This is a genomic window from Streptomyces sp. CNZ287, assembly GCF_007827615.1.
In genome coordinates this window covers 352,993-369,787 of sequence record NZ_VISV01000004.1, presented here as the reverse complement: position 1 = coordinate 369,787, position 16,795 = coordinate 352,993, and the positions used below count along the sequence as shown (strand labels likewise).

Below are 16,795 nucleotides of genomic sequence, written 5' to 3'. Positions count from 1 at the left end.
CACGTTCCGTACGCTACGACCCCGCACCCACCCCGGTCCGCGGCCACTTCCGCCCCACTGGACCGCTGACCGCGAGGCACCCCTCTTGCCCTCATGGCCGTCATGGGCCTGATCCTCAGAGGCATTTCGTACGTCACGGGCGAGACCGGCGGCGTACGAGGCGGTGGCCGGGCGGCATCCGGCCTGAGTCTGCCGCCCGTTGCCGGAAAGGGCCGAACGGCCTCGACCCGGAGGCGGTCGACTCCCTACCCTACTGGCCAGTTGTCACCGCGTGCCGGAGGACCTGATGGAGACGAAGCGCTGGGCCGGGCCCGTGCTCGCCGTGGCGTTGGCGGCCGTGGCCATCGGCTGGGGCGCGGTGTCGCATTCCGGCGACGGCGAGGCGGGTGGCGACACGGTGGACAGCGCGGTACGCGACCAGGCGCCCGACCGCTCCCGCTTCACGCCCCCCGACCCCGCCACCCCGGGGCCCGGCGCCTCCGGCTCCGCCCCGGCCGATCCCGGCGCGCCCCCGCGCGCCCCGCAGGACGTGCTCTACCTCGGCGACTCCCTCGCCATGGAGGCCCAGGACATCCTCGGCAGCCGGCTCGAACGCTCCGCCCGCGTCGGCTCGTACAGCAGTGAGCCCGTCGCCGGCGTCACCGTCTGCGACTACCTCCAGGGCCGTCCGGGACGTTCCCTCGTCCCGGACGAGGACAAGGCCGCCGCCCTGGTGAGGAAGCGCGAACCGGGCGTGATCGTGCTGCAGTTCTGGGGCAACACCTGGGGCTACACGCCCTGCATGGAGGGCGTCGAGTGGGGGACGCCCGCGTACTACGAGCGCTACGCGGAAGACCTGCGCGCCCTCACCGGGCAGATCACCGACGCCGCACGCGAAGCGGACGTCCCGCGGCCCCGGATCGTCTGGGTGCAGCAGCCGCCCGACGCGCTGCACCCCGACCGGATCGAGCAGGTCAACGACCTGTACGAGCGGCAGTCCGCCGCGTCGGGCGACCTGCTGGCCGACGGCGGCCGCGAACTGCGCGACGGTGACGGGAAGTGGACGCAGTACCTGCCGTGCAACGACTACGAGCAGCGCACCGCCGGCTACTGCACCGGCCCCGGCGGCACCGCCCGACTGCACCGCGACGACGACCCGTTGCACTTCTGCCTCGCGCCGACCCCGGAGGGCGGGCGGCCGTGTCCGGCCAAGTCCCCGGGTCTGGAGCGCTACACGCGGGCGATCGAGGACGAGGTCGACGCCTATCTGCGCGGCTGACGCCCCCGTACGCGCGCGGGGCGGGCGGTCAGTCGGAGGCGGCCGGCTGCGGGCGCGGCCTGCGCACCAGGTACGCCGCGCCGAGCCCGCCGACGAAGAGCGCCAGCACCGACACACCCGTCGCCAGCCACCCGGCGCCCAGCCAGCGGCTGCCGAAGTACCCGAGCGTCACGCCGTACGCCGCCCACAGCAGCCCGGCGAGCACGGACCACGGCAGGAACTCCCGCACCTGCCGGTGCATCGCGCCCGCGCCGAGCATCACCACGCTGCGCCCCGCGGGCGCGAACCGGGCCAGGACGACGATCCCGCCGCCCCGCCGGCCGCTGAGGTGGTGGCCGAGGCGCTCCTGCGCGCGGACCAGGAGGCGGGAGTTGGCGAACTTCTCGCGGCCCCTGCTGGCGAGCCGGAAGGCGAGCATGTCGCCGAGGACCGAGGCGGTGGCGGCGCAGAGCAGGAGCGCCAGCAGCTCGGCGAGGTGGTCGGCGGCGGGCAGGGTGGCGCCGTTGCGTACGGCGTCGGCCGCGGTGGTGGTGCCGGCGGCGGCGGTGGCGGCCATTATGACGAGCGCGCCGCTGGGCAGCAGCGGCAGGAAGACGTCGAGGAGGACGGAGGTGGCGACGATGGCGTACATCCACGGGGTACCGCTCAGTGACCCCACAAACTCCACTGTTCCCCTGCTCCCCGTGTCCCGGTGGCCATCCGGTGATTTTCCGCCGCGGACGAGAGCGCCGGGCGGATCACAGCGTACGCCTGGCGCGTCGCCGGAATTCGCACGGGGGGACCAGATGTAACCTGCATCACTCCTGAGGGCCCGCGCATCTGCTGTCACTCGGATGCCGTACGGCACGGAGTGCCGCTCAAGCGGGGGGTTTCGGCGGGGAGTCCGGGTCCGGCCGCCATTTCTCCACGGCCTCGCCGGGCGGCGCCTCGTGGTCGGAGCCGCACAGCTCGGCGGACAACTGCTCCACCAGTTCGGTGAGGTCCGTGGGCCGGTCGGGCGTCCACCAGTCGCCGAGCATCTCGCCCAGCGCCGCCTGCCGCGCCGCCGAGAGCCGCTTCGCGGCCCGGGTGCCCTCCTCCGTACAGAGCACCGGCAGCCCCTCCCGGCGGGTCAGGCCCTGCTCCTCCAACTCCTGTGCCGCGCCGAGGACCACGTCGAGCGGCAGCCCGGTGCGCTCGGCGAGCGCCACCGGCTCGGTGCACTCGTACCGCTGGACGCGCAGCAGCAGCCAGCTCGACGCGGGCCGCAGGCCGAGGCCGGCGCGGCGGGTGATGTCCTCGTACAACTCCCGCCGCCCCTCCCGGGTGCTGAGCGCGCTGAGCGCGCGGCACACCTCGTCGTGGGGGGAGCGCTCGACGGGGTTGGTGGCGACGGTCTCGCTGCCGTCGGGGACGGTGACGGTGCCGCGCAGCGGGTCCTCGCGCAGGAGGAGCGCGATGAGGAAGGCGAGGAAGGCGACGGGGGCGGCGTAGAGGAAGACGTCGGTGATGGAGGTGGAGTAGGCGTTCACCACTTCCTGCCGCAGGGAGGCGGGGAGCCGGACGATCGAGCGGGGGTCGGACTCCAGCGTCTTCATGCTGATCCCGCCGGGCAGGGACACGCCGCTCAGCTCCGCCTCCAGCTTGTGCCGCAGCCGGCTGGTGAAGACGGTGCCGAAGACGGCGACGCCGAAGGACGCGCCGATGGAGCGGAAGAAGGTGGCGCCGGAGGTGGCGACGCCGAGGTCACCGTAGGAGACGGCGTTCTGCACGGCGAGCACGAGGACCTGCATGACGAGGCCGAGGCCGAAGCCGAAGACGAAGAAGTAGCCGCTCAGCTCCCAGTTGTTGCTGCCCTGGTGCAGCCGGTGGAGCAGGAGGAGACCGACGGTGGTGACGGCGGTGCCCAGGACGGGGAAGACCTTCCAGCGGCCGGTGCGGCTGATGAGCTGCCCGGAGCCGGTGGAGGCGATGAGCATGCCCGCGACCATCGGCAGCATGTGGACGCCGGAGGTGGTCGGGGAGACGCCGCGGACGACCTGGAGGAACGTCGGCAGGTACGTCATGGCGCCGAACATCGCGAAGCCGACGACGAACCCGATGACCGAGCAGAGCGTGAAGGTGCGGATGGCGAAGAGCTTCGGCGGGATGACCGGCTCCGCCGCCCGCCGCTCGACCCGGATGAACGCGGTGAGCAGCGAGACCGCCAGCAGCCCGGCCACGACGACCTCCCAGGAGCCCCACGCCCAGGTCGTACCGCCGAGGGAGGTGACGCCGACGAGGCAGATGGCGAACGAGGCGATGAGGGCGGTGCCGAGGTAGTCGATGCGGTGCCTGGTGGCGCGGCGCGGAATGTGCAGGACGACGGCGATGACGACGAGGGCGGCGAGGCCGATGGGCAGGTTGATGTAGAAGACCCAGCGCCAGCTCAGGTGCTGGGTGAAGATGCCGCCGAGGAGCGGGCCGAGGACACTGGTGGTGCCGAAGACGGCGCCGAACAGACCCTGGTAGCGGCCGCGTTCGCGCGGCGGCACGATGTCGCCGACGATCGCCATGGCCAGCGACATGAGCCCGCCGCCGCCGATGCCCTGGAGGGCGCGGAAGCCGATGAGCTGGCCCATGTCCTGCGCGATGCCGCAGAGCGCGGAGCCGACGAGGAAGATGACGATGGCGGTCTGGAAGAGCTTCTTCCGGCCGTACTGGTCGCCCAGCTTGCCCCAGAGGGGGGTGCCGGCGGTGGCGGCGAGGAGATAGGCGGTCACCACCCAGGACAGGTGCTCCAGCCCGCCGAGGTCGCTGACGATGGTGGGCAGGGCGGTGGCGACGATGGTCTGGTCGAGTGCCGCGAGGAGCATCCCGGAGAGCAGGGCGCCCATGGACACCAGGACGGCCCGCCGGGGCAGGCCCTGCCCGGGGACCTCGGGGGCGGGCGGGGCGCCGGCGGTCCGGGACATACGCGGCTCCCCTCTGGTGGTGTGACCGTGCGGCGGGTGGTGCTTTTGAGCCTCGTGGTGCCGGTGATGCGCGGGGCGTTTGCCTCATAGTCGCCCGGATGCGTCGATACGGCCCGCCGGGGCGGTCCGCTCGGGCCGGGTTGCGGCCGGGGTGCGGTGCGCAGGGTTCCGCGGGGTCTGCATAATCGCCTCCAGCCCACAGGAGGGGGAGCACGGTGATACCTCGCGCATGCCGCACCTGCGGCGAGCCGCCCCGGGAGGACGGCGGGCGAGGCTGCGCCTGCGGCGCGGAGAGCGGTGCGGAGGACGGCGCCGAGGCGGGCACGGAGGGCCGGCGGGAGCCCGACAGACCGCTGCTGCGGCCGTACGTCATGAAGGCGCCGGGTCCGGTCGGGGGATGGGACGGCGACGGCGAGGGGGCCGGGGCCGGCGGTGCGGCGGAGGGCTACGGCACGGAGGCAGCGCCGCCCCACGGCGGCACGCCGGAGGGCTACGGGCCGGGGGCACCGTCCCCCGACGGCTCCCTCGCCGCTCCCGACAGCACCTTCGCCGCCCCCTACGGCCCCATCGGCGCCGCGCCGGAGGGGCCCGCGGACGCCGACCTCGGCCTCTTCGCCGACGACCCGGCCGCGCCGCGCGCCGCCCGGGACCCGTACGACGCGGACGACCCCCGCGACCCGTACGACCCGCGCCGCCGCGGCGACCGCCTCGCCGCCCGCCGGCGCCGCCGGCTGACGCTGGTCCTCACGGTCGGCGGCGTCGTGGCCGCGCTCAGCGTCGGGCTGCTGGGCTCCGGGCTCTTCTCGGACGACGGGGCGGACGACCGCGCCCTGCCGAAGCCGGACACCATCACCGCGGTCCCCACCGGCGGCGGCACGAAGCCCGGTCCCGACGACGCGCACAGCGGCGCCCCCACCGCCCCCGCGGACGGCGACGACCCGGCGGAGCCCAGCGCCGGCGAATCCGACCGCACCGGTTCCGCTTCGGCCGGCCCGGACGATGCACCCACCGAGCGCACCGAGGCCGGCCAGGTCACCGCCGCGCCGCCCGACTCCGGCCCCAGCACGCCGGGTGACCCCGACCCCGGCACCACCCCCGAGGACCCGGACCCGCCCCCGCCGCCGCCCACGCTGCGGGAGGGCGATACGGGCCCGGAGGTCGTCGAGTTGCAGAAGCGGCTCATCGATGCGGGGTACGACAACTTCCTGTCGGACGCGGACGGCCAGTACGGCTTCTTCACGCGACGGGGGGTCGAGCGCTTCCAGCGGGACAACGACATCGACGGCGACGAACGCGGCGTCTACGGCCCGGAGACGCGCCGCGCGCTGGAGTCGATGACGAAGGAGCCCTGAGCATGGACGTGTACGAGGCCGTGGACACCCGCCGGGCCGTGCGGGCGTTCGGCGACGAGCCCGTACCCGTGGAGGTCCTCCAGCGGGTGCTGTCCGCGGCCGCCCGCGCCCCGTCGAGCGGAAACCTCCAGCCGTGGCACCTGTACGTGGTCACCGGGGAACCGCTGGCCGGCCTGAAGAAGCGCGCGACGGCCAGGGCGCTGGCCGGGGACCCGGGCGACGAGCGGGAGTACCCGATGTACCCGGCCGACCTCGGCCCGCCGTACCGGGACCGGTTCACCGCGGCGGCGGCCCAGCGGTACGCGGCGCTGGGCATCGAGCGCGACGACCCCGGGAGGCCGCGGAAGATCGCCGCCCTGAACGCGGGGGCGTTCGGGGCCCCGGTCGTCCTCTTCTGCTATCTCGATCGGGCGATGGGTCCTGGGCAGTGGGCGGACGCGGGGATGTATCTGCAGACGGTCATGCTGCTGCTGCGGGCGGAGGGGCTGCACAGTTGCCCCCAGGTGATGTGGACGATGTACCGGCGGACCGTCGCCGAGGCGGTCGGGGCCGGTGACGGGCTCGTGCTGCTGTGCGGTGTCGCGGTCGGCCACGCGAAGGCGGGCGTGCCGCCGCTGCGTACGGACCGGGCGGACCCGGCGGAGACGGTGACCTTCGTGGGAACGTGACGGCCCGGACGCGGGCAGGAGAGGTGGCCCTGTAGTCCTAGCTCGGACACCAGGGAGCAAGTAACCCGCCGGTAGGTTGGGGTATGGGCCTGCCGTTTCCTGCCGCTGGGGCGCCTCGTTGGGCTGATCGGATGAACCGACGGTTTGACGGCAAGGGGCGGTTGTGCGACAGGAGTGGTCGCCGGAAGACGTGGTGGCGTGCTGGACGCTGGTGGATGGCGACTGGGACCTGGTGGCCAACAAATCCGGCCCGACCAGGCTCGGGTTCTGCCTGATGCTCAAGTTCTTCGAGATCAAGGGCCGGTTCCCGGAGTTTATCGACGAGTTCCCGCAGCCCGCTGTCGAGTACGTAGCCGGTCTGGTCAAGGTGTCGGCGGCCGAGCTCACGAAGTACGACCCGGCCGGGCGCGAAGCGGCACCGGAAGCAGATCCGCGAGGCACTGGGGTTCCGGCCATCAACCGTGGCGGACGAGGAACGGCTGACGGAGTGGCTGTCGACGGAGGTCTGCCCGGTCGAGCTGGTCGAGGACCGGCCGCGGGAGGCCCTGCTCGTGCAGTGCCGTGTTGAGCGGATCGAGCCGCCGGGCCGTACCCGTGTGGAGAAGGTGCTGGTGGCGGCCCGCAACCGGTGGGAGCGGGCGTTCTGCACGTGGACCATCGAGCGCCTGGGCGACGTCGGGGTGGCCCGCCTGCTGGCGCTGGTGACGGAGGACAACGAGGACGGCGCCGCCCTGCTGGCCGCACTCAAGCGCGACCCGGGCGCGGTCAACCTGGACTCGCTGCTGACCGAGATCACCAAGCTGAACGACGTGCGCAAACTCGGCCTTCCCGAGGGGCTGTTCGCGGACTGCTCGGAGAAGATGGTGGCTGCGTGGCGGGCACGGGCAATCAAGATGTACCCCTCGGACTTCCGCGACACCGCCGAGGACGCACGGATCACGCTGCTCGCGGCGCTGTGCTCCTCCCGCCAGGCGGAGATCACAGACGCGCTGGTGGAGCTGCTGGTGGCTCTGGTCCACAAGATCAACGCCCGTGCCGAGCGGCGGGTGGATCAGCGGCTGACGGCGGAGCTGAAGAAGGTCCGTGGCAAGGAGGGCATCCTCTTCAAGCTCGCCGACGCGGCGATCGGCAAGACGGACGAGGCGGTGCGCATAGCGCTGTACCCGGTGGTCGGAGAGAAGACGCTGCGCGACCTGGTGGGAGAGGCCAAGGCGAACGAGAAGGTCTTCAAGGCCAAGGTCCGCACCACCCTGCGCTCTTCCTACAGCTCGTACTACCGGCAGATGCTGCTGCCGCCGCTGCGGACACTGGGCTTCAAGTGTAACAACACCGCCTACCGGCCGGTGATGGACGCGATGAAGCTACTGGAGAAGTACGCGGAGGTCGACGGCAAGACCCGCTTCTACGACACCGCCGACGCGGTGCCGATGGACGGCGTCGTACGCAAGGACTGGCGCGAGGCAGTCGTGGACGACAAGGGCAGGGTCGAGCGCATCCCGTACGAGCTGTGCGTCATGGTCGCGCTGCGGGAAGCGATCCGGCGCCGCGAGATCTACGTCGAGGGCGGGCTGCGCTGGCGTAACCCGGAAGACGACCTACCTGGCGACTTCGAGGCCACCCGCGCTGTGCACTATGCCGCGATCCGCCAGCCCTTGGACCCCAAGGCATTCATCCAGAGCCTTAAGCGGCGGATGACGGATGGCCTGGACCGGGTGTCCGCCGCGCTCGCGGACGGTTCGGCGGGCGGGGTGAAGGTCACCACCCGCAAGGGCGAGCCGTGGATCACCGTGCGAAGCTGGAGAAGCTGGACGAGCCCACCGGCCTGGCGGCCCTGAAGGAAGAGGTCGTACGACGCTGGGGCGTCCTCGATCTCCTGGACGTGCTGAAGAACGCCGACTTCGCGACCGGCTTCACCGACGAGTTCGCCTCCGTGGCCGCGTACGAGCGCATCGACCGCGCCACCCTCCAGCGCCGCCTGTTGCTCGCGCTCTTCGGGCTGGGCACGAATATGGGCATCCGCGCGATCGTGGCGACCGGCGAGCACGGGGAGAGCGAGGCCGCGCTGCGGCATGTACGCCGGCACTTCATCACCGTCGACAACCTGCGGGCCGCGGTCACCACACTGGTGAACGCCACCTTCGCCGCCCGCGATACGGCCTGGTGGGGGTAGGGAAACGCGTGCGCGTCGGACTCGAAGAAGTTCGGCTCGCGGTCCTCGAATTTCATGACCGAGTATCACGCCCGCTACGGCGGCAACGACGTGATGATCTACTGGCACGTCGAGAAGAAGAACGTCTGCATCTACTCCCAGCTCAAGAGCTGCTCGTCGTCCGAGGTCGCGGCGATGATCGAAGGGCTGCTGCAGCACTGCACCGACGCGGAGATCGAGTCCAACTACGTGGACACCCACGGCGCCTCGGTGGTGGGCTTCGCCTTCACCGAGCTGCTCAACTTCAGGCTGCTGCCCCGGTTGAAGAACATCGGCAGCATCCGCCTGCACCGGCCCGACGACGACCCGCCCGGCTGGCCGGCCCTCGGGAGCTCGCTGGCCCAGGCCGTCAAGTGGGACCTGATCGAGCAGCAGTACGACCAGATGGTCAAGTACGCCACCGCTCTGCGCCTGGGCACCGCCGAGGCCGAGCAGGTGCTGCGGCGCTTCACCCGCGGCGGACCGAAGAACCCCACCTCCGCCGCGCTGGAAGAACTCGGCCGGGCCGTCCGCACGATCTTCGCGTGCGACTACCTGGCCAGCCCCGACCTGCGCCGCGAGATCCACGGCGGGCTCCAGGTCGTGGAGAGCTGGAACAGCGCGAACAGCGTCCTGCACTACGGCAAAGACGGCGCTCTTACCGGCCCGGACAAGGAGCACGCCGAGACGTCGATGCTCGCCCTGCACCTGCTCCAATCGAGCCTCGTCCACATCAACACCCTGTTGCTCCAGCAGGTCCTCGCCGCACAGACCTGGGCCAAGAAGCTCTCGGAGGAGGACCGTCGCGGCCTGACCGCGCTGTTCTGGTCGAACATCAACCCGTACGGAACCTTCCGGCTCGACATGGACAAGCGCCTCGACCTGCTGCCCGTGCCCGGCCCACGACAGGCCGCTGACGGTCAACTGCCAATGAGGCAATGAGCCAGCCCAGAAGGCTGCCGCCGCAGGTGGTGTCGTGGTGTCTTGCCGCATTCTCGATTGACGGAGGGACATGCGGGCCGATGGTTGCCAGCCGGTGGCCACTGTTGCTCGATGGCCGCGGGCACGAGACCGGCCCGCCGAGGCGTGCCGGAGCGGCTTCTGATTCAAGAAAGTGCAACTCTGGGGTTGCGCAGCACCTCACTGCTGTGCAACTCTAAAGTTGCACATTGGATCCGCAGAAACGAAGGAGTACGCCATGACTGGTGACCGCATCGAGCGTGAGATCGTGATCGCGGCAGCGCCGGAGAAGGTCTGGCCGCTGGTGGCCGAGCCCGGGTTCTGGGCAACCGACGATGAGAGCATCCGTGGCACGCAGGCCGCGGCAGGCCAATCCCTGGTGGCCCGGCACTCGGAACACGGCGACTTCCCGATGCGCGTGGAGAAGGCCGATCCGCCGAAGTATCTGGCGTATCGGTGGGTGAGTGCGTTCCCCGGCGAGGAACTGCGCGAGGACAACTCCACGCTCGTGGAGTTCACCCTGACGCCTGAGGGCGACGGCACCCGGCTGCGCGTCGTGGAGAGCGGGTTCGCCGCTCTGCCGACGTCGGAGGACAACCGTCGCAACGTGATCAACGACCACACCGCCGGATGGGAGCAATGCCTCGCGGCTCTCACCGCCCGGGCTGAGTGACCCCACCGTGGTGGATCAACCTCCCGCGGACGGTGAGGTCGTCGACAGCGTCCTGGCCGCCCTGGCCGACCCGACCCGTCGTCAGATGTTGGACCTGCTCTCCGCACGTGGCCAGGCCACCGCGACCACGCTCGCCGGCGGGCTTCCGATCTCGCGTCAGGCGGTGGTCAAGCACCTGGCTGTTCTCGATGCGGCCGGGCTGGTCGGCAGCGTGAAGGTCGGACGTGAGGTGCGGTATGCGGTGCGCTCCGAGGCGCTGGATGCCACGGCCCGCTGGATGGCCGCGCTCGCATCCGACTGGGATCGCCGACTGGCAAGGATCAAGCGCATCGCGGAGGCGGCCGAGCGGGACGCGCAGTAACCCTTCCGGCAATCCCCTTTCACGGAGTGACCATGAGTAATCGGGAAGGCGCCCACGCACCTCACTCCCCCGCCGCGCCTGTCATGCCTACCGTGGTCGACCGCCGCAGCTTCCAGGCCGAACTGGACCGGCTGCGCGCACGGGAGAAGGCGCACACCCGGGAAGCCGACGCGATCGCCGCGGCCCGACGGCGCCTGCCCATGGTCGAGGTGGACGCCGACCTTGAGCTGCTCGGGCCACTCGGGCCGGTGACCTTGCTCGACGCGTTCGAAGGACGCCAGCAGCTCATCGCCTACTACTTCATGCGGGACCCCCGACGGCCCGCGGCCGAGCAGTGCGTAGGCTGCACGTTCTACACCACCCAGGTCGCCGAGCTGTCCTACCTCCATTCCCGCGACATCACCTACGCCGTCTTCTGCCAGGGCCGCAACGACGCCGTCGAGGAGGTCGAGCCCCAGGCGTCCTACGACCAGAGCCTCCGCTACCGCGAGTTCATGGACTGGCGCATGCCGTGGTACTCGGCGCTACCGTCCCTCGACCCACTCCTGGTCGGGCGCAAGATCGGCTTGTTCCACCTGGTGTGCTACCTCCGCGACGGCAACCGCATCTTCGAGACCTACTGGACGACCCGCCGCGGCGTCGAGGCGAAGGACTATAGTTACGCGCTCATGGACCTCACCGTGTACGGACGCCAGGAGCCATGGGAGGACTCACCCCCCAACTGGCCGCAGCAGTGCTCCAACACCAGGACCAACAGCGGCTCGCCCGAATGGCCACCCGTGCCGACGTGGCCGGGCGGACGCCCCGCCGCCCAGTGGCCGCGACTCCAAGCCGGACGCTCCGACGACCTCGGCACCCCAGAGCCACCACCGGATCCGCCCCACCGTTGCCACTGACAGACGCCGAAGAGCAGCATCTGGCAGGGCGCTGCGCCCGCTTGACGCGCCTCGTCCGCAGGACACGCGCGCCGTCCGCTACGCGACCGGGCACTGCGAGTGACACGAGCCTCCCGCAGGCGCCAAGGTAGATCTACCGTGCGCCCGCCTGAACCGGCATCCGCCATACCTGTTCCGTATCCACTCCGCACACACCCGCAGAAGGAAGAAGACCATGATGGACACCACCCCGCTCCGTGACGCCTACCGAGCACTGCTGAACGCTGCCACCACCGTGGCCGAATCCGGTGATACGAGCCCCGCCCCACCGGCCGGCGAGTGGAACGCCGACCAGATCCTGGCGCACGTCGCCCTCGTCAACGCCGCCACCATCACCGCCGTCTCCTCCGCCGCCACGGGAGCAACCACGACGTACGACAACCGCACAGCGCAGGACACCTGGACACTCGACCGCGTCATCACGCTCGCCGGCGGCAACGCAGGGCTCCGCGACCGCATCCGTCTCCAGGCAGACGCCCTGTGCGCACTCGGCGGACCGATGCTCAGCGAGACCGAACTCGACACTCTGGTGCCCGCCCTGCTCCTGTCCAACGGCAAAGTCCTGGTCGACCAGCCCGTACCCCTGAGGGACCTCATCACCGGCCTCGCAGAAGTCGAGCTGCCCGGCCACACGCAGCAGCTCCTGGCCCTACTGCCGGAAGACTGCGGGACCCAGGCCACAACCTGACCTTCACACGTGCGGCGGCGAACAGCCTGCAAGGCCCAACCGGAGTGTCGGCAAACGACCGTTCACCGACGTTGATTTCCGACGCGAGTTTCCGACAGTGCTCACCCGCGGGTTCGTGATCGACTCCCTGAGTGTCGACAGACGGTCCGGACGATAGATTCCGACACATGCTCATCGGCTACGCGCGGGTCTCGACCGCCGACCAGAACCCCGATCACCAGATCGATGCCCTGCTGCGGGCCGGCGTCGACCGCGACCACATCCACGTCGACTCCGCGAGCGGCGCGAAGGCGTCCCGCCCGAAGCTCGATCTCGTCATGCAGCTGCTGCGCGAGGGCGACACTCTCAAGGTCACCCGGCTTGACCGGCTCTCCCGCTCCGTCCTCCACCTGGTGACCCTCGGCGCCGATCTGCGCGAGCGCGGCATCGGCCTGCACGTCATCGAGCAGGGCATCGACACCTCCACCATGGAGGGCCGCGCGATGTTCGGCATGCTCTCCGTCCTCGCCGAGCTCCAGCGCGAACTGATTGTGGCGAACACCAACGACGGGCTTGCCTCCGCGCGGGCCCGAGGCCGGGTCGGCGGGCGCCGGCCGAAGCTCACCGAGGACCAGGCCGCACTCGCCCAACGGCTCTACGATGAGCGGGAGAAGACCGTCCAGCAGATCGCCGACATGTTCGGCGTGCCCCGGTCGACGGTGTACGGCCACCTCGACAAGACCAAGACTGTCCCCCGCCAGCCGAAGAAGACCACCGCCGCGAAGCCCTGAAAGCTACCGACGGGTTACTTGCTCCCGGGTGTCCGAGGTGGGACTACAGGGCCGAGGCGGACGGCCCTTCAGCCGCATGCCTGTTCGAAGTGGAACGCCTTGATGAAGCAGTCCCGGGGCTGTCCGAGGGCGAAGAAGACGCACTCCGCCACCGAGTGGGCCGTCAGCATGTCGCCGGAGCCGCGCGGCGTGCTCTCCCACTCCGGGGACAGCGGGTCCGGGTTGCTGAAGTCCGGCGGGTAGAGCGAGATGACCCGCACCCCCCGGGGCCGTAGCCGGGTGGAGAGGATGTCGGCGAAGCCGGCCTGTGCGCTCTTGGCGGCGTAGAAGGCGTCGTGCGCGTCGGAGCGCTGGTGGGCCGGGAGCCCGGCGGCGGAGATCATGTTGACGATGTCCGGCCTGTCGGACGCGAGCAGCAGCGGCAGCAGGCGCTTGACGACGAGGATCGTGCCGGTCGCCCCGGCGGCGACGGTGTCGATCACGTCCTCGTCGGTGGCGGAGAGGAGATCAGGACCGCCCAGCCAGCGTGCGCCGTTGTTCACCAGCACGTCCACCCGGTCGGTGCGCTGCGCCACGTCGGCGGCGAACCGGCGGACCGAGGCGGGGTCCGACAGGTCGCAGACGAGGGCGTGCACCTGGGTGTGGCCCAGGTCGCGGATCTCGTCCGCCACCCGTCGCGACGCCGCCAGGCTGCGGGAGGAGACGAAGACCTCGGCACCCCGCCGGGCGAAACGGATGGCGAGAGTCCGGCCGAAGTCCCGGGACGCACCGGTGATGACGACGCGTTGCCCTGCGAAGGTCATGTGGTTGCCTGCCGCCCCTGGAGTGTCCGTGCTGCCCTGCCGCCCTGCTGTGATCGGTACGTCGACACCATCACACGCGGGCCGGGCAGGGGAACGAGACCTTCGGCCTAGGTCCTCCGGCCCCCGCCGGTGCGGAGGTGGATGCGCTCGCCGGACTTGCCGAAGAGGCTCAGTACGTCGACGGGGCCGCGGCCCGCGGCGCCGAACCAGTGCGGGATCCGGCAGTCGAACTCGGCGGCTTCGCCGGCGGTCATGACGAAGTCGCGCTCCGCGAGCCGTACCCGCAGGCGCCCGCGCAGCACGTACAGCCATTCGTGGCCGGCGTGCGTCCGTAGATGGGGTTCCTTGTCGTGTGCCGGGATGGTCATCTTGTAGGCGCGTGGCTCGCCCTGCTGCCGGGAGAGCGGGATCAGCACCCGGCCGTCCCGCGTGGTGGGCTGCTGGCGCACCCGCGGGTCGACGATGCGGGGTGCTGCGACGATCTCGTCGAGCGGGACGCCGAGGGCCGCGGTGACCGGCAGGAGCAGTTCGAGGCTCGGCTTGCGCCGGCCCGACTCCAGCCGGGACAGCGTGCTGGTCGAGATGCCGGTGGTGCGCGCGAGGGTGGCGAGACTGACGCCCTTGGTCTCGCGCGCGCGGCGCAGCCGGGGGGCGATCTGGTCGATGACGGCGCCGACGCTGGGCTGGTCGTCCATGGGCCCAGTCAACCAACGTGTCCCGGAATCGGCAACGGAAGTTGTCGTTTCCGCACTGCTGCCCGGACGCTGCCCGCGGAGGTGGTCGACATGCGGACGGCGCAGGACGACGGATTCACCGGGGCCGGAGGTCCCGGGAAGGCGCGGGGCGGCCGGGGGCCGGGGCGTGCGGACGAGGCGGCCGCCGGGAGCGGGCGGCCGGACCGGCTGCCCGCCGGGGTGTATCTGCTCGCCTTCAGCCTGTTCGCCATGGGGACCGCGGAGTTCCTGCTCGCGGGCGTGCTGCCCGCGGTCGCCGCGGACCTGGACGTCACGCTCTCCTCGGCGGGCTTCCTGATCACCGCTTTCGCCCTCGGCGTCGTGCTCGGCGGGCCGCCGTTCGCGGTGCTCAGCCTCCGCTGGCCGCGGCGTACCGCGCTGCTGGCGACGCAGGGCGTCTTCGCCGCCGGGATCACCGTCGGGCTGCTGGGCGGCTACGAGGTCCTGCTGCTGACCCGGGTGGTCTCCGGCATCGCCTACGCGGGCTTCTTCGCCGTGGCGTCGGTGACCGCGATCGGCCTGGTCACCCCGGACCGCAACGCCCGCGCGTCGGGCGTCGTGGTCAGCGGGCTCAGCGTGGCGATGATCGCCGGCGGTCCTGCCGGGACGCTGCTCAGCCACTTCATCGAGTGGCGGGGCGGCTTCTGGGTCGTCGTCGTCCTCACGCTGGCGGGGATGGCCGGCTGCTTCGCCGGCATACCCGCCGCCCCCCGGCCGGGCCCGGGGGCGGCGGACGTCCGGCCGGGCGTGTCCCGGGAGTTGGCCACGATCCGCAACCCGCACCTGTGGGGCATCTACGCGATCACGATCCTGACCACCGCCGCGTACATGATCACGTTCAACTACCTCGCGGCCATGCTCACCGAGATCACCGCCCTGTCGGAGGTCTGGATCCCCGCCGTCCTCGCCCTCTTCGGCGTCGGCGCCTTCACCGGCCTCTCGATCGGCGGCCGCATCTCGGACCGGCGGCCCCACCGCGCGCTGCTCACCGGCACCGCGGCGATCGCGGTGCTGTCGCTCGCGATGACCGTCGCGGTACGGCACGCCTGGGCGGTGACTCCCGTCGTGTTCGTCCTCGGCGTCGCGGCGTTCGTCCTCAACCCCGCCGTCTACGGCCGCGTCTTCGCGATCGCCGCGGACGCGCCGACCCTCGCCGGTGCGACCACGGTCTCGGCCTTCCAACTGGGCATCAGCGGCACGCCGGTCCTCGCGGCAGCCGTGCTCAACCGGGGAGCGGACCTCACCGCGGTCTGCCTGATCGGCGCCGCGCTCGCCACGTGCGCGGTCCCGCTGATCCTCGCCGACCACGCGCGAGCGCGGCGCCGACGGGACGGCGCCGGCTGACCCCGCGGCGGTCGCGCACGCGCGCTGCCTGCTCCGCCGGGAAGAGCCGCAGCCTCGCGGTGTCCCCGGTGAGGGTGACGACCTCAATGGACAACTCGTTGATGGTGGAGGCTCCGCCCTGGTCGGGGTGCTGGCCGAGGAGGCTGGAGGTGAATCCCGTCGCGTCGGTGGACGTCAGGTCCACGCCCTCGGCGCCCACGCCGGTCACCTGGAACGGTCCCGCCGGAGACCGGGAACCGCCGGGATCCCGGTGCCCTTCTGCACCACGACCGTGCAGCTTCCGTCCGCACACGCCGCTGTGGTCATGACGGCGTTTCCACCGCCGCCCGCCCGGGTGGGGTCCCCGCGCGGACAGCGCCGCGGCCTCACCGAAGGACGAACTCGGCCCAGACGGCTTTCCCGGGTCCCGACCGCTCGGCCACGCCCCACTCGTCGGCGAGCGCGGCGACGACGAGGAGCCCCCGCCCGTGGTCGTCGTCGTGTCGCGGCGCGCGCGTACGCGGACATCCGTCGCCGGTGTCGTGCACCTCGACCCGCACCGTGTCGTGCAGCGTGACGACGCGGACCAGGAAATCCCGGCCGGCCGGCCCGTACCGGACGGCGTTGGTGGCCAGCTCCGAGGTGCAGAGCCGGATGTCGGCGAGCAGCTCGGCGCACGCGATGCCGCCGAGCGCCGCCGCGACGAAGTCGCGCGCCCGGCCGACCTCACCCGCGTCGCGGGCGAACTGCCGCTTGTGCACGGGCTCCAGCGGGATCGGCCGCCGGGCCCGGGAAGCGGGCTGCGATCGCCCGCCGCTACGGGCGGGGTGGTGGCCGCCTCCGGGGCTGCCGGTGCACCGGCCGGTGCGGCAGGCGCGATACCGGATGCCGGCGCCGCGGATGCGGTGCGGCAGCGCCGCGTGGGCGTCGGCGGGCCAGGCGCCCGGCGAACCGTGCGTTTCGTGGTGGCACTTGGGAATAACCGGTTCTTCTGCGGCCATGGGCACGTCTCCTCGTCTTCCGCGCGTGGCCGTAGGCGTACGAAAAAGTAGGGGTTCAAGTAGCGTTCTACGCGGCGGGCTTGACACGCTGAGCTATCGGAAGACTAGAGTGCCGCCGCCTTTTGAATTCTGCAAGACTGGATTCCGA

General features: G+C 71.5%; 16 protein-coding genes and 1 pseudogene. 12 read left to right on the top strand and 5 right to left on the bottom strand.

The features are described 5' to 3' along the window. The first annotated feature begins 286 nt into the window (after window positions 1–286). Window positions 287–1,258 (top strand): hypothetical protein, encoded by a 972-nt coding sequence (locus tag FB457_RS11665; protein ID WP_145781767.1) that lies wholly within the window; start codon window positions 287–289, stop codon window positions 1,256–1,258. 28 nt (window positions 1,259–1,286) lie between these two features. Here FB457_RS11665 and FB457_RS11660 read toward each other — a convergent pair whose 3' ends face one another. Together FB457_RS11660 and FB457_RS11655 are read right to left on the bottom strand one after the other, a co-directional pair. After that, window positions 1,287–1,889, bottom strand: coding sequence for a DedA family protein (locus FB457_RS11660; protein ID WP_047015531.1), 603 nt, complete (start codon window positions 1,887–1,889; stop codon window positions 1,287–1,289). A 226-nt stretch (window positions 1,890–2,115) separates the two neighbouring features. Next, window positions 2,116–4,191, bottom strand: coding sequence for an MDR family MFS transporter (locus FB457_RS11655; RefSeq protein WP_047015530.1), 2,076 nt, complete (start codon window positions 4,189–4,191; stop codon window positions 2,116–2,118). A gap of 215 nt (window positions 4,192–4,406) precedes the next feature. Between FB457_RS11655 and FB457_RS11650 the strand changes: the two genes are divergently transcribed. The 10 genes and pseudogenes from FB457_RS11650 to FB457_RS11615 all read left to right on the top strand — a co-directional run bounded on the left by FB457_RS11650 (window position 4,407) and on the right by FB457_RS11615 (window position 12,786). Next, window positions 4,407–5,543, top strand: a complete 1,137-nt coding sequence (locus FB457_RS11650) for a peptidoglycan-binding protein (RefSeq protein WP_145781765.1) — start codon at window positions 4,407–4,409, stop codon at window positions 5,541–5,543. A gap of 2 nt (window positions 5,544–5,545) precedes the next feature. Continuing rightward, window positions 5,546–6,211 carry a nitroreductase gene (locus tag FB457_RS11645; RefSeq protein WP_047015528.1) on the top strand — a complete coding sequence of 222 codons (666 nt, stop codon included), beginning with the start codon at window positions 5,546–5,548 and terminating at the stop codon, window positions 6,209–6,211. Between the two features lie 163 nt (window positions 6,212–6,374). Next, window positions 6,375–6,779, top strand: coding sequence for a DUF4158 domain-containing protein (locus tag FB457_RS35655; RefSeq protein WP_216725706.1), 405 nt, complete (start codon window positions 6,375–6,377; stop codon window positions 6,777–6,779). After that, complete coding sequence (locus tag FB457_RS35650) at window positions 6,673–8,046, top strand: hypothetical protein (protein WP_216725705.1); 1,374 nt, start codon at window positions 6,673–6,675, stop codon at window positions 8,044–8,046. Before FB457_RS35655 ends, FB457_RS35650 begins: the two co-directional genes overlap by 107 nt. Next, a pseudogene (locus FB457_RS35640) lies at window positions 7,989–9,341 on the top strand (transposase). Before FB457_RS35650 ends, FB457_RS35640 begins: the two are co-directional and overlap by 58 nt. Before the next feature lie 256 nt (window positions 9,342–9,597). Further along, complete coding sequence (locus FB457_RS11635; RefSeq protein ID WP_047015527.1) at window positions 9,598–10,032, top strand: SRPBCC domain-containing protein; 435 nt, start codon at window positions 9,598–9,600, stop codon at window positions 10,030–10,032. Between the two features lie 10 nt (window positions 10,033–10,042). Beyond that, entirely contained in the window at window positions 10,043–10,393 is a 351-nt protein-coding gene (locus FB457_RS11630; protein ID WP_486588996.1) for an ArsR/SmtB family transcription factor, read from the top strand. 83 nt (window positions 10,394–10,476) lie between these two features. Continuing rightward, window positions 10,477–11,289, top strand: coding sequence for a DUF899 family protein (locus FB457_RS11625; RefSeq protein WP_078898196.1), 813 nt, complete (start codon window positions 10,477–10,479; stop codon window positions 11,287–11,289). A gap of 214 nt (window positions 11,290–11,503) precedes the next feature. Further along, window positions 11,504–12,016 (top strand): hypothetical protein, encoded by a 513-nt coding sequence (locus FB457_RS11620; RefSeq protein WP_047015524.1) that lies wholly within the window; start codon window positions 11,504–11,506, stop codon window positions 12,014–12,016. A 167-nt stretch (window positions 12,017–12,183) separates the two neighbouring features. Then, window positions 12,184–12,786, top strand: coding sequence for a recombinase family protein (locus tag FB457_RS11615; protein WP_047015523.1), 603 nt, complete (start codon window positions 12,184–12,186; stop codon window positions 12,784–12,786). A gap of 68 nt (window positions 12,787–12,854) precedes the next feature. On the opposite strand, the gene FB457_RS11610 is transcribed toward FB457_RS11615, so the two are convergent. Together FB457_RS11610 and FB457_RS11605 are read right to left on the bottom strand one after the other, a co-directional pair. Beyond that, the gene (locus FB457_RS11610) at window positions 12,855–13,589 is read right to left on the bottom strand and encodes an SDR family oxidoreductase (RefSeq protein ID WP_047015522.1); all 735 of its coding nucleotides are present in this window, start codon (window positions 13,587–13,589) and stop codon (window positions 12,855–12,857) included. Between the two features lie 107 nt (window positions 13,590–13,696). Then, the gene (locus FB457_RS11605) at window positions 13,697–14,284 is read right to left on the bottom strand and encodes a helix-turn-helix domain-containing protein (RefSeq protein WP_047015521.1); all 588 of its coding nucleotides are present in this window, start codon (window positions 14,282–14,284) and stop codon (window positions 13,697–13,699) included. Between the two features lie 90 nt (window positions 14,285–14,374). On the opposite strand from FB457_RS11605, the gene FB457_RS11600 reads away from it, so the two are divergent. Next, the gene (locus FB457_RS11600; protein WP_145781763.1) at window positions 14,375–15,667 is read left to right on the top strand and encodes an MFS transporter; all 1,293 of its coding nucleotides are present in this window, start codon (window positions 14,375–14,377) and stop codon (window positions 15,665–15,667) included. Window positions 15,668–16,032: 365 nt separating this feature from the next. Here FB457_RS11600 and FB457_RS11595 read toward each other — a convergent pair whose 3' ends face one another. Continuing rightward, complete coding sequence (locus FB457_RS11595; RefSeq protein ID WP_145781761.1) at window positions 16,033–16,647, bottom strand: ATP-binding protein; 615 nt, start codon at window positions 16,645–16,647, stop codon at window positions 16,033–16,035. Window positions 16,648–16,795 lie beyond the last annotated feature (148 nt).

Bases quoted from the DNA above. Each gene is read 5' to 3' on its own strand.
- FB457_RS11600 (WP_145781763.1), top strand. From the start codon at position 14,375: ATGCGGACGGCGCAGGACGACGGATTCACCGGGGCCGGAGGTCCCGGG.
- FB457_RS11655 (WP_047015530.1), bottom strand. From the start codon at position 4,191: ATGTCCCGGACCGCCGGCGCCCCGCCCGCCCCCGAGGTCCCCGGGCAG.
- FB457_RS11645 (WP_047015528.1), top strand. From the start codon at position 5,546: ATGGACGTGTACGAGGCCGTGGACACCCGCCGGGCCGTGCGGGCGTTC.
- FB457_RS11610 (WP_047015522.1), bottom strand. From the start codon at position 13,589: ATGACCTTCGCAGGGCAACGCGTCGTCATCACCGGTGCGTCCCGGGAC.
- FB457_RS11595 (WP_145781761.1), bottom strand. From the start codon at position 16,647: ATGGCCGCAGAAGAACCGGTTATTCCCAAGTGCCACCACGAAACGCAC.
- FB457_RS11625 (WP_078898196.1), top strand. From the start codon at position 10,477: ATGCCTACCGTGGTCGACCGCCGCAGCTTCCAGGCCGAACTGGACCGG.
- FB457_RS11635 (WP_047015527.1), top strand. From the start codon at position 9,598: ATGACTGGTGACCGCATCGAGCGTGAGATCGTGATCGCGGCAGCGCCG.
- FB457_RS11620 (WP_047015524.1), top strand. From the start codon at position 11,504: ATGATGGACACCACCCCGCTCCGTGACGCCTACCGAGCACTGCTGAAC.
- FB457_RS11615 (WP_047015523.1), top strand. From the start codon at position 12,184: ATGCTCATCGGCTACGCGCGGGTCTCGACCGCCGACCAGAACCCCGAT.
- FB457_RS11660 (WP_047015531.1), bottom strand. From the start codon at position 1,889: ATGTACGCCATCGTCGCCACCTCCGTCCTCCTCGACGTCTTCCTGCCG.
- FB457_RS11605 (WP_047015521.1), bottom strand. From the start codon at position 14,284: ATGGACGACCAGCCCAGCGTCGGCGCCGTCATCGACCAGATCGCCCCC.
- FB457_RS11665 (WP_145781767.1), top strand. From the start codon at position 287: ATGGAGACGAAGCGCTGGGCCGGGCCCGTGCTCGCCGTGGCGTTGGCG.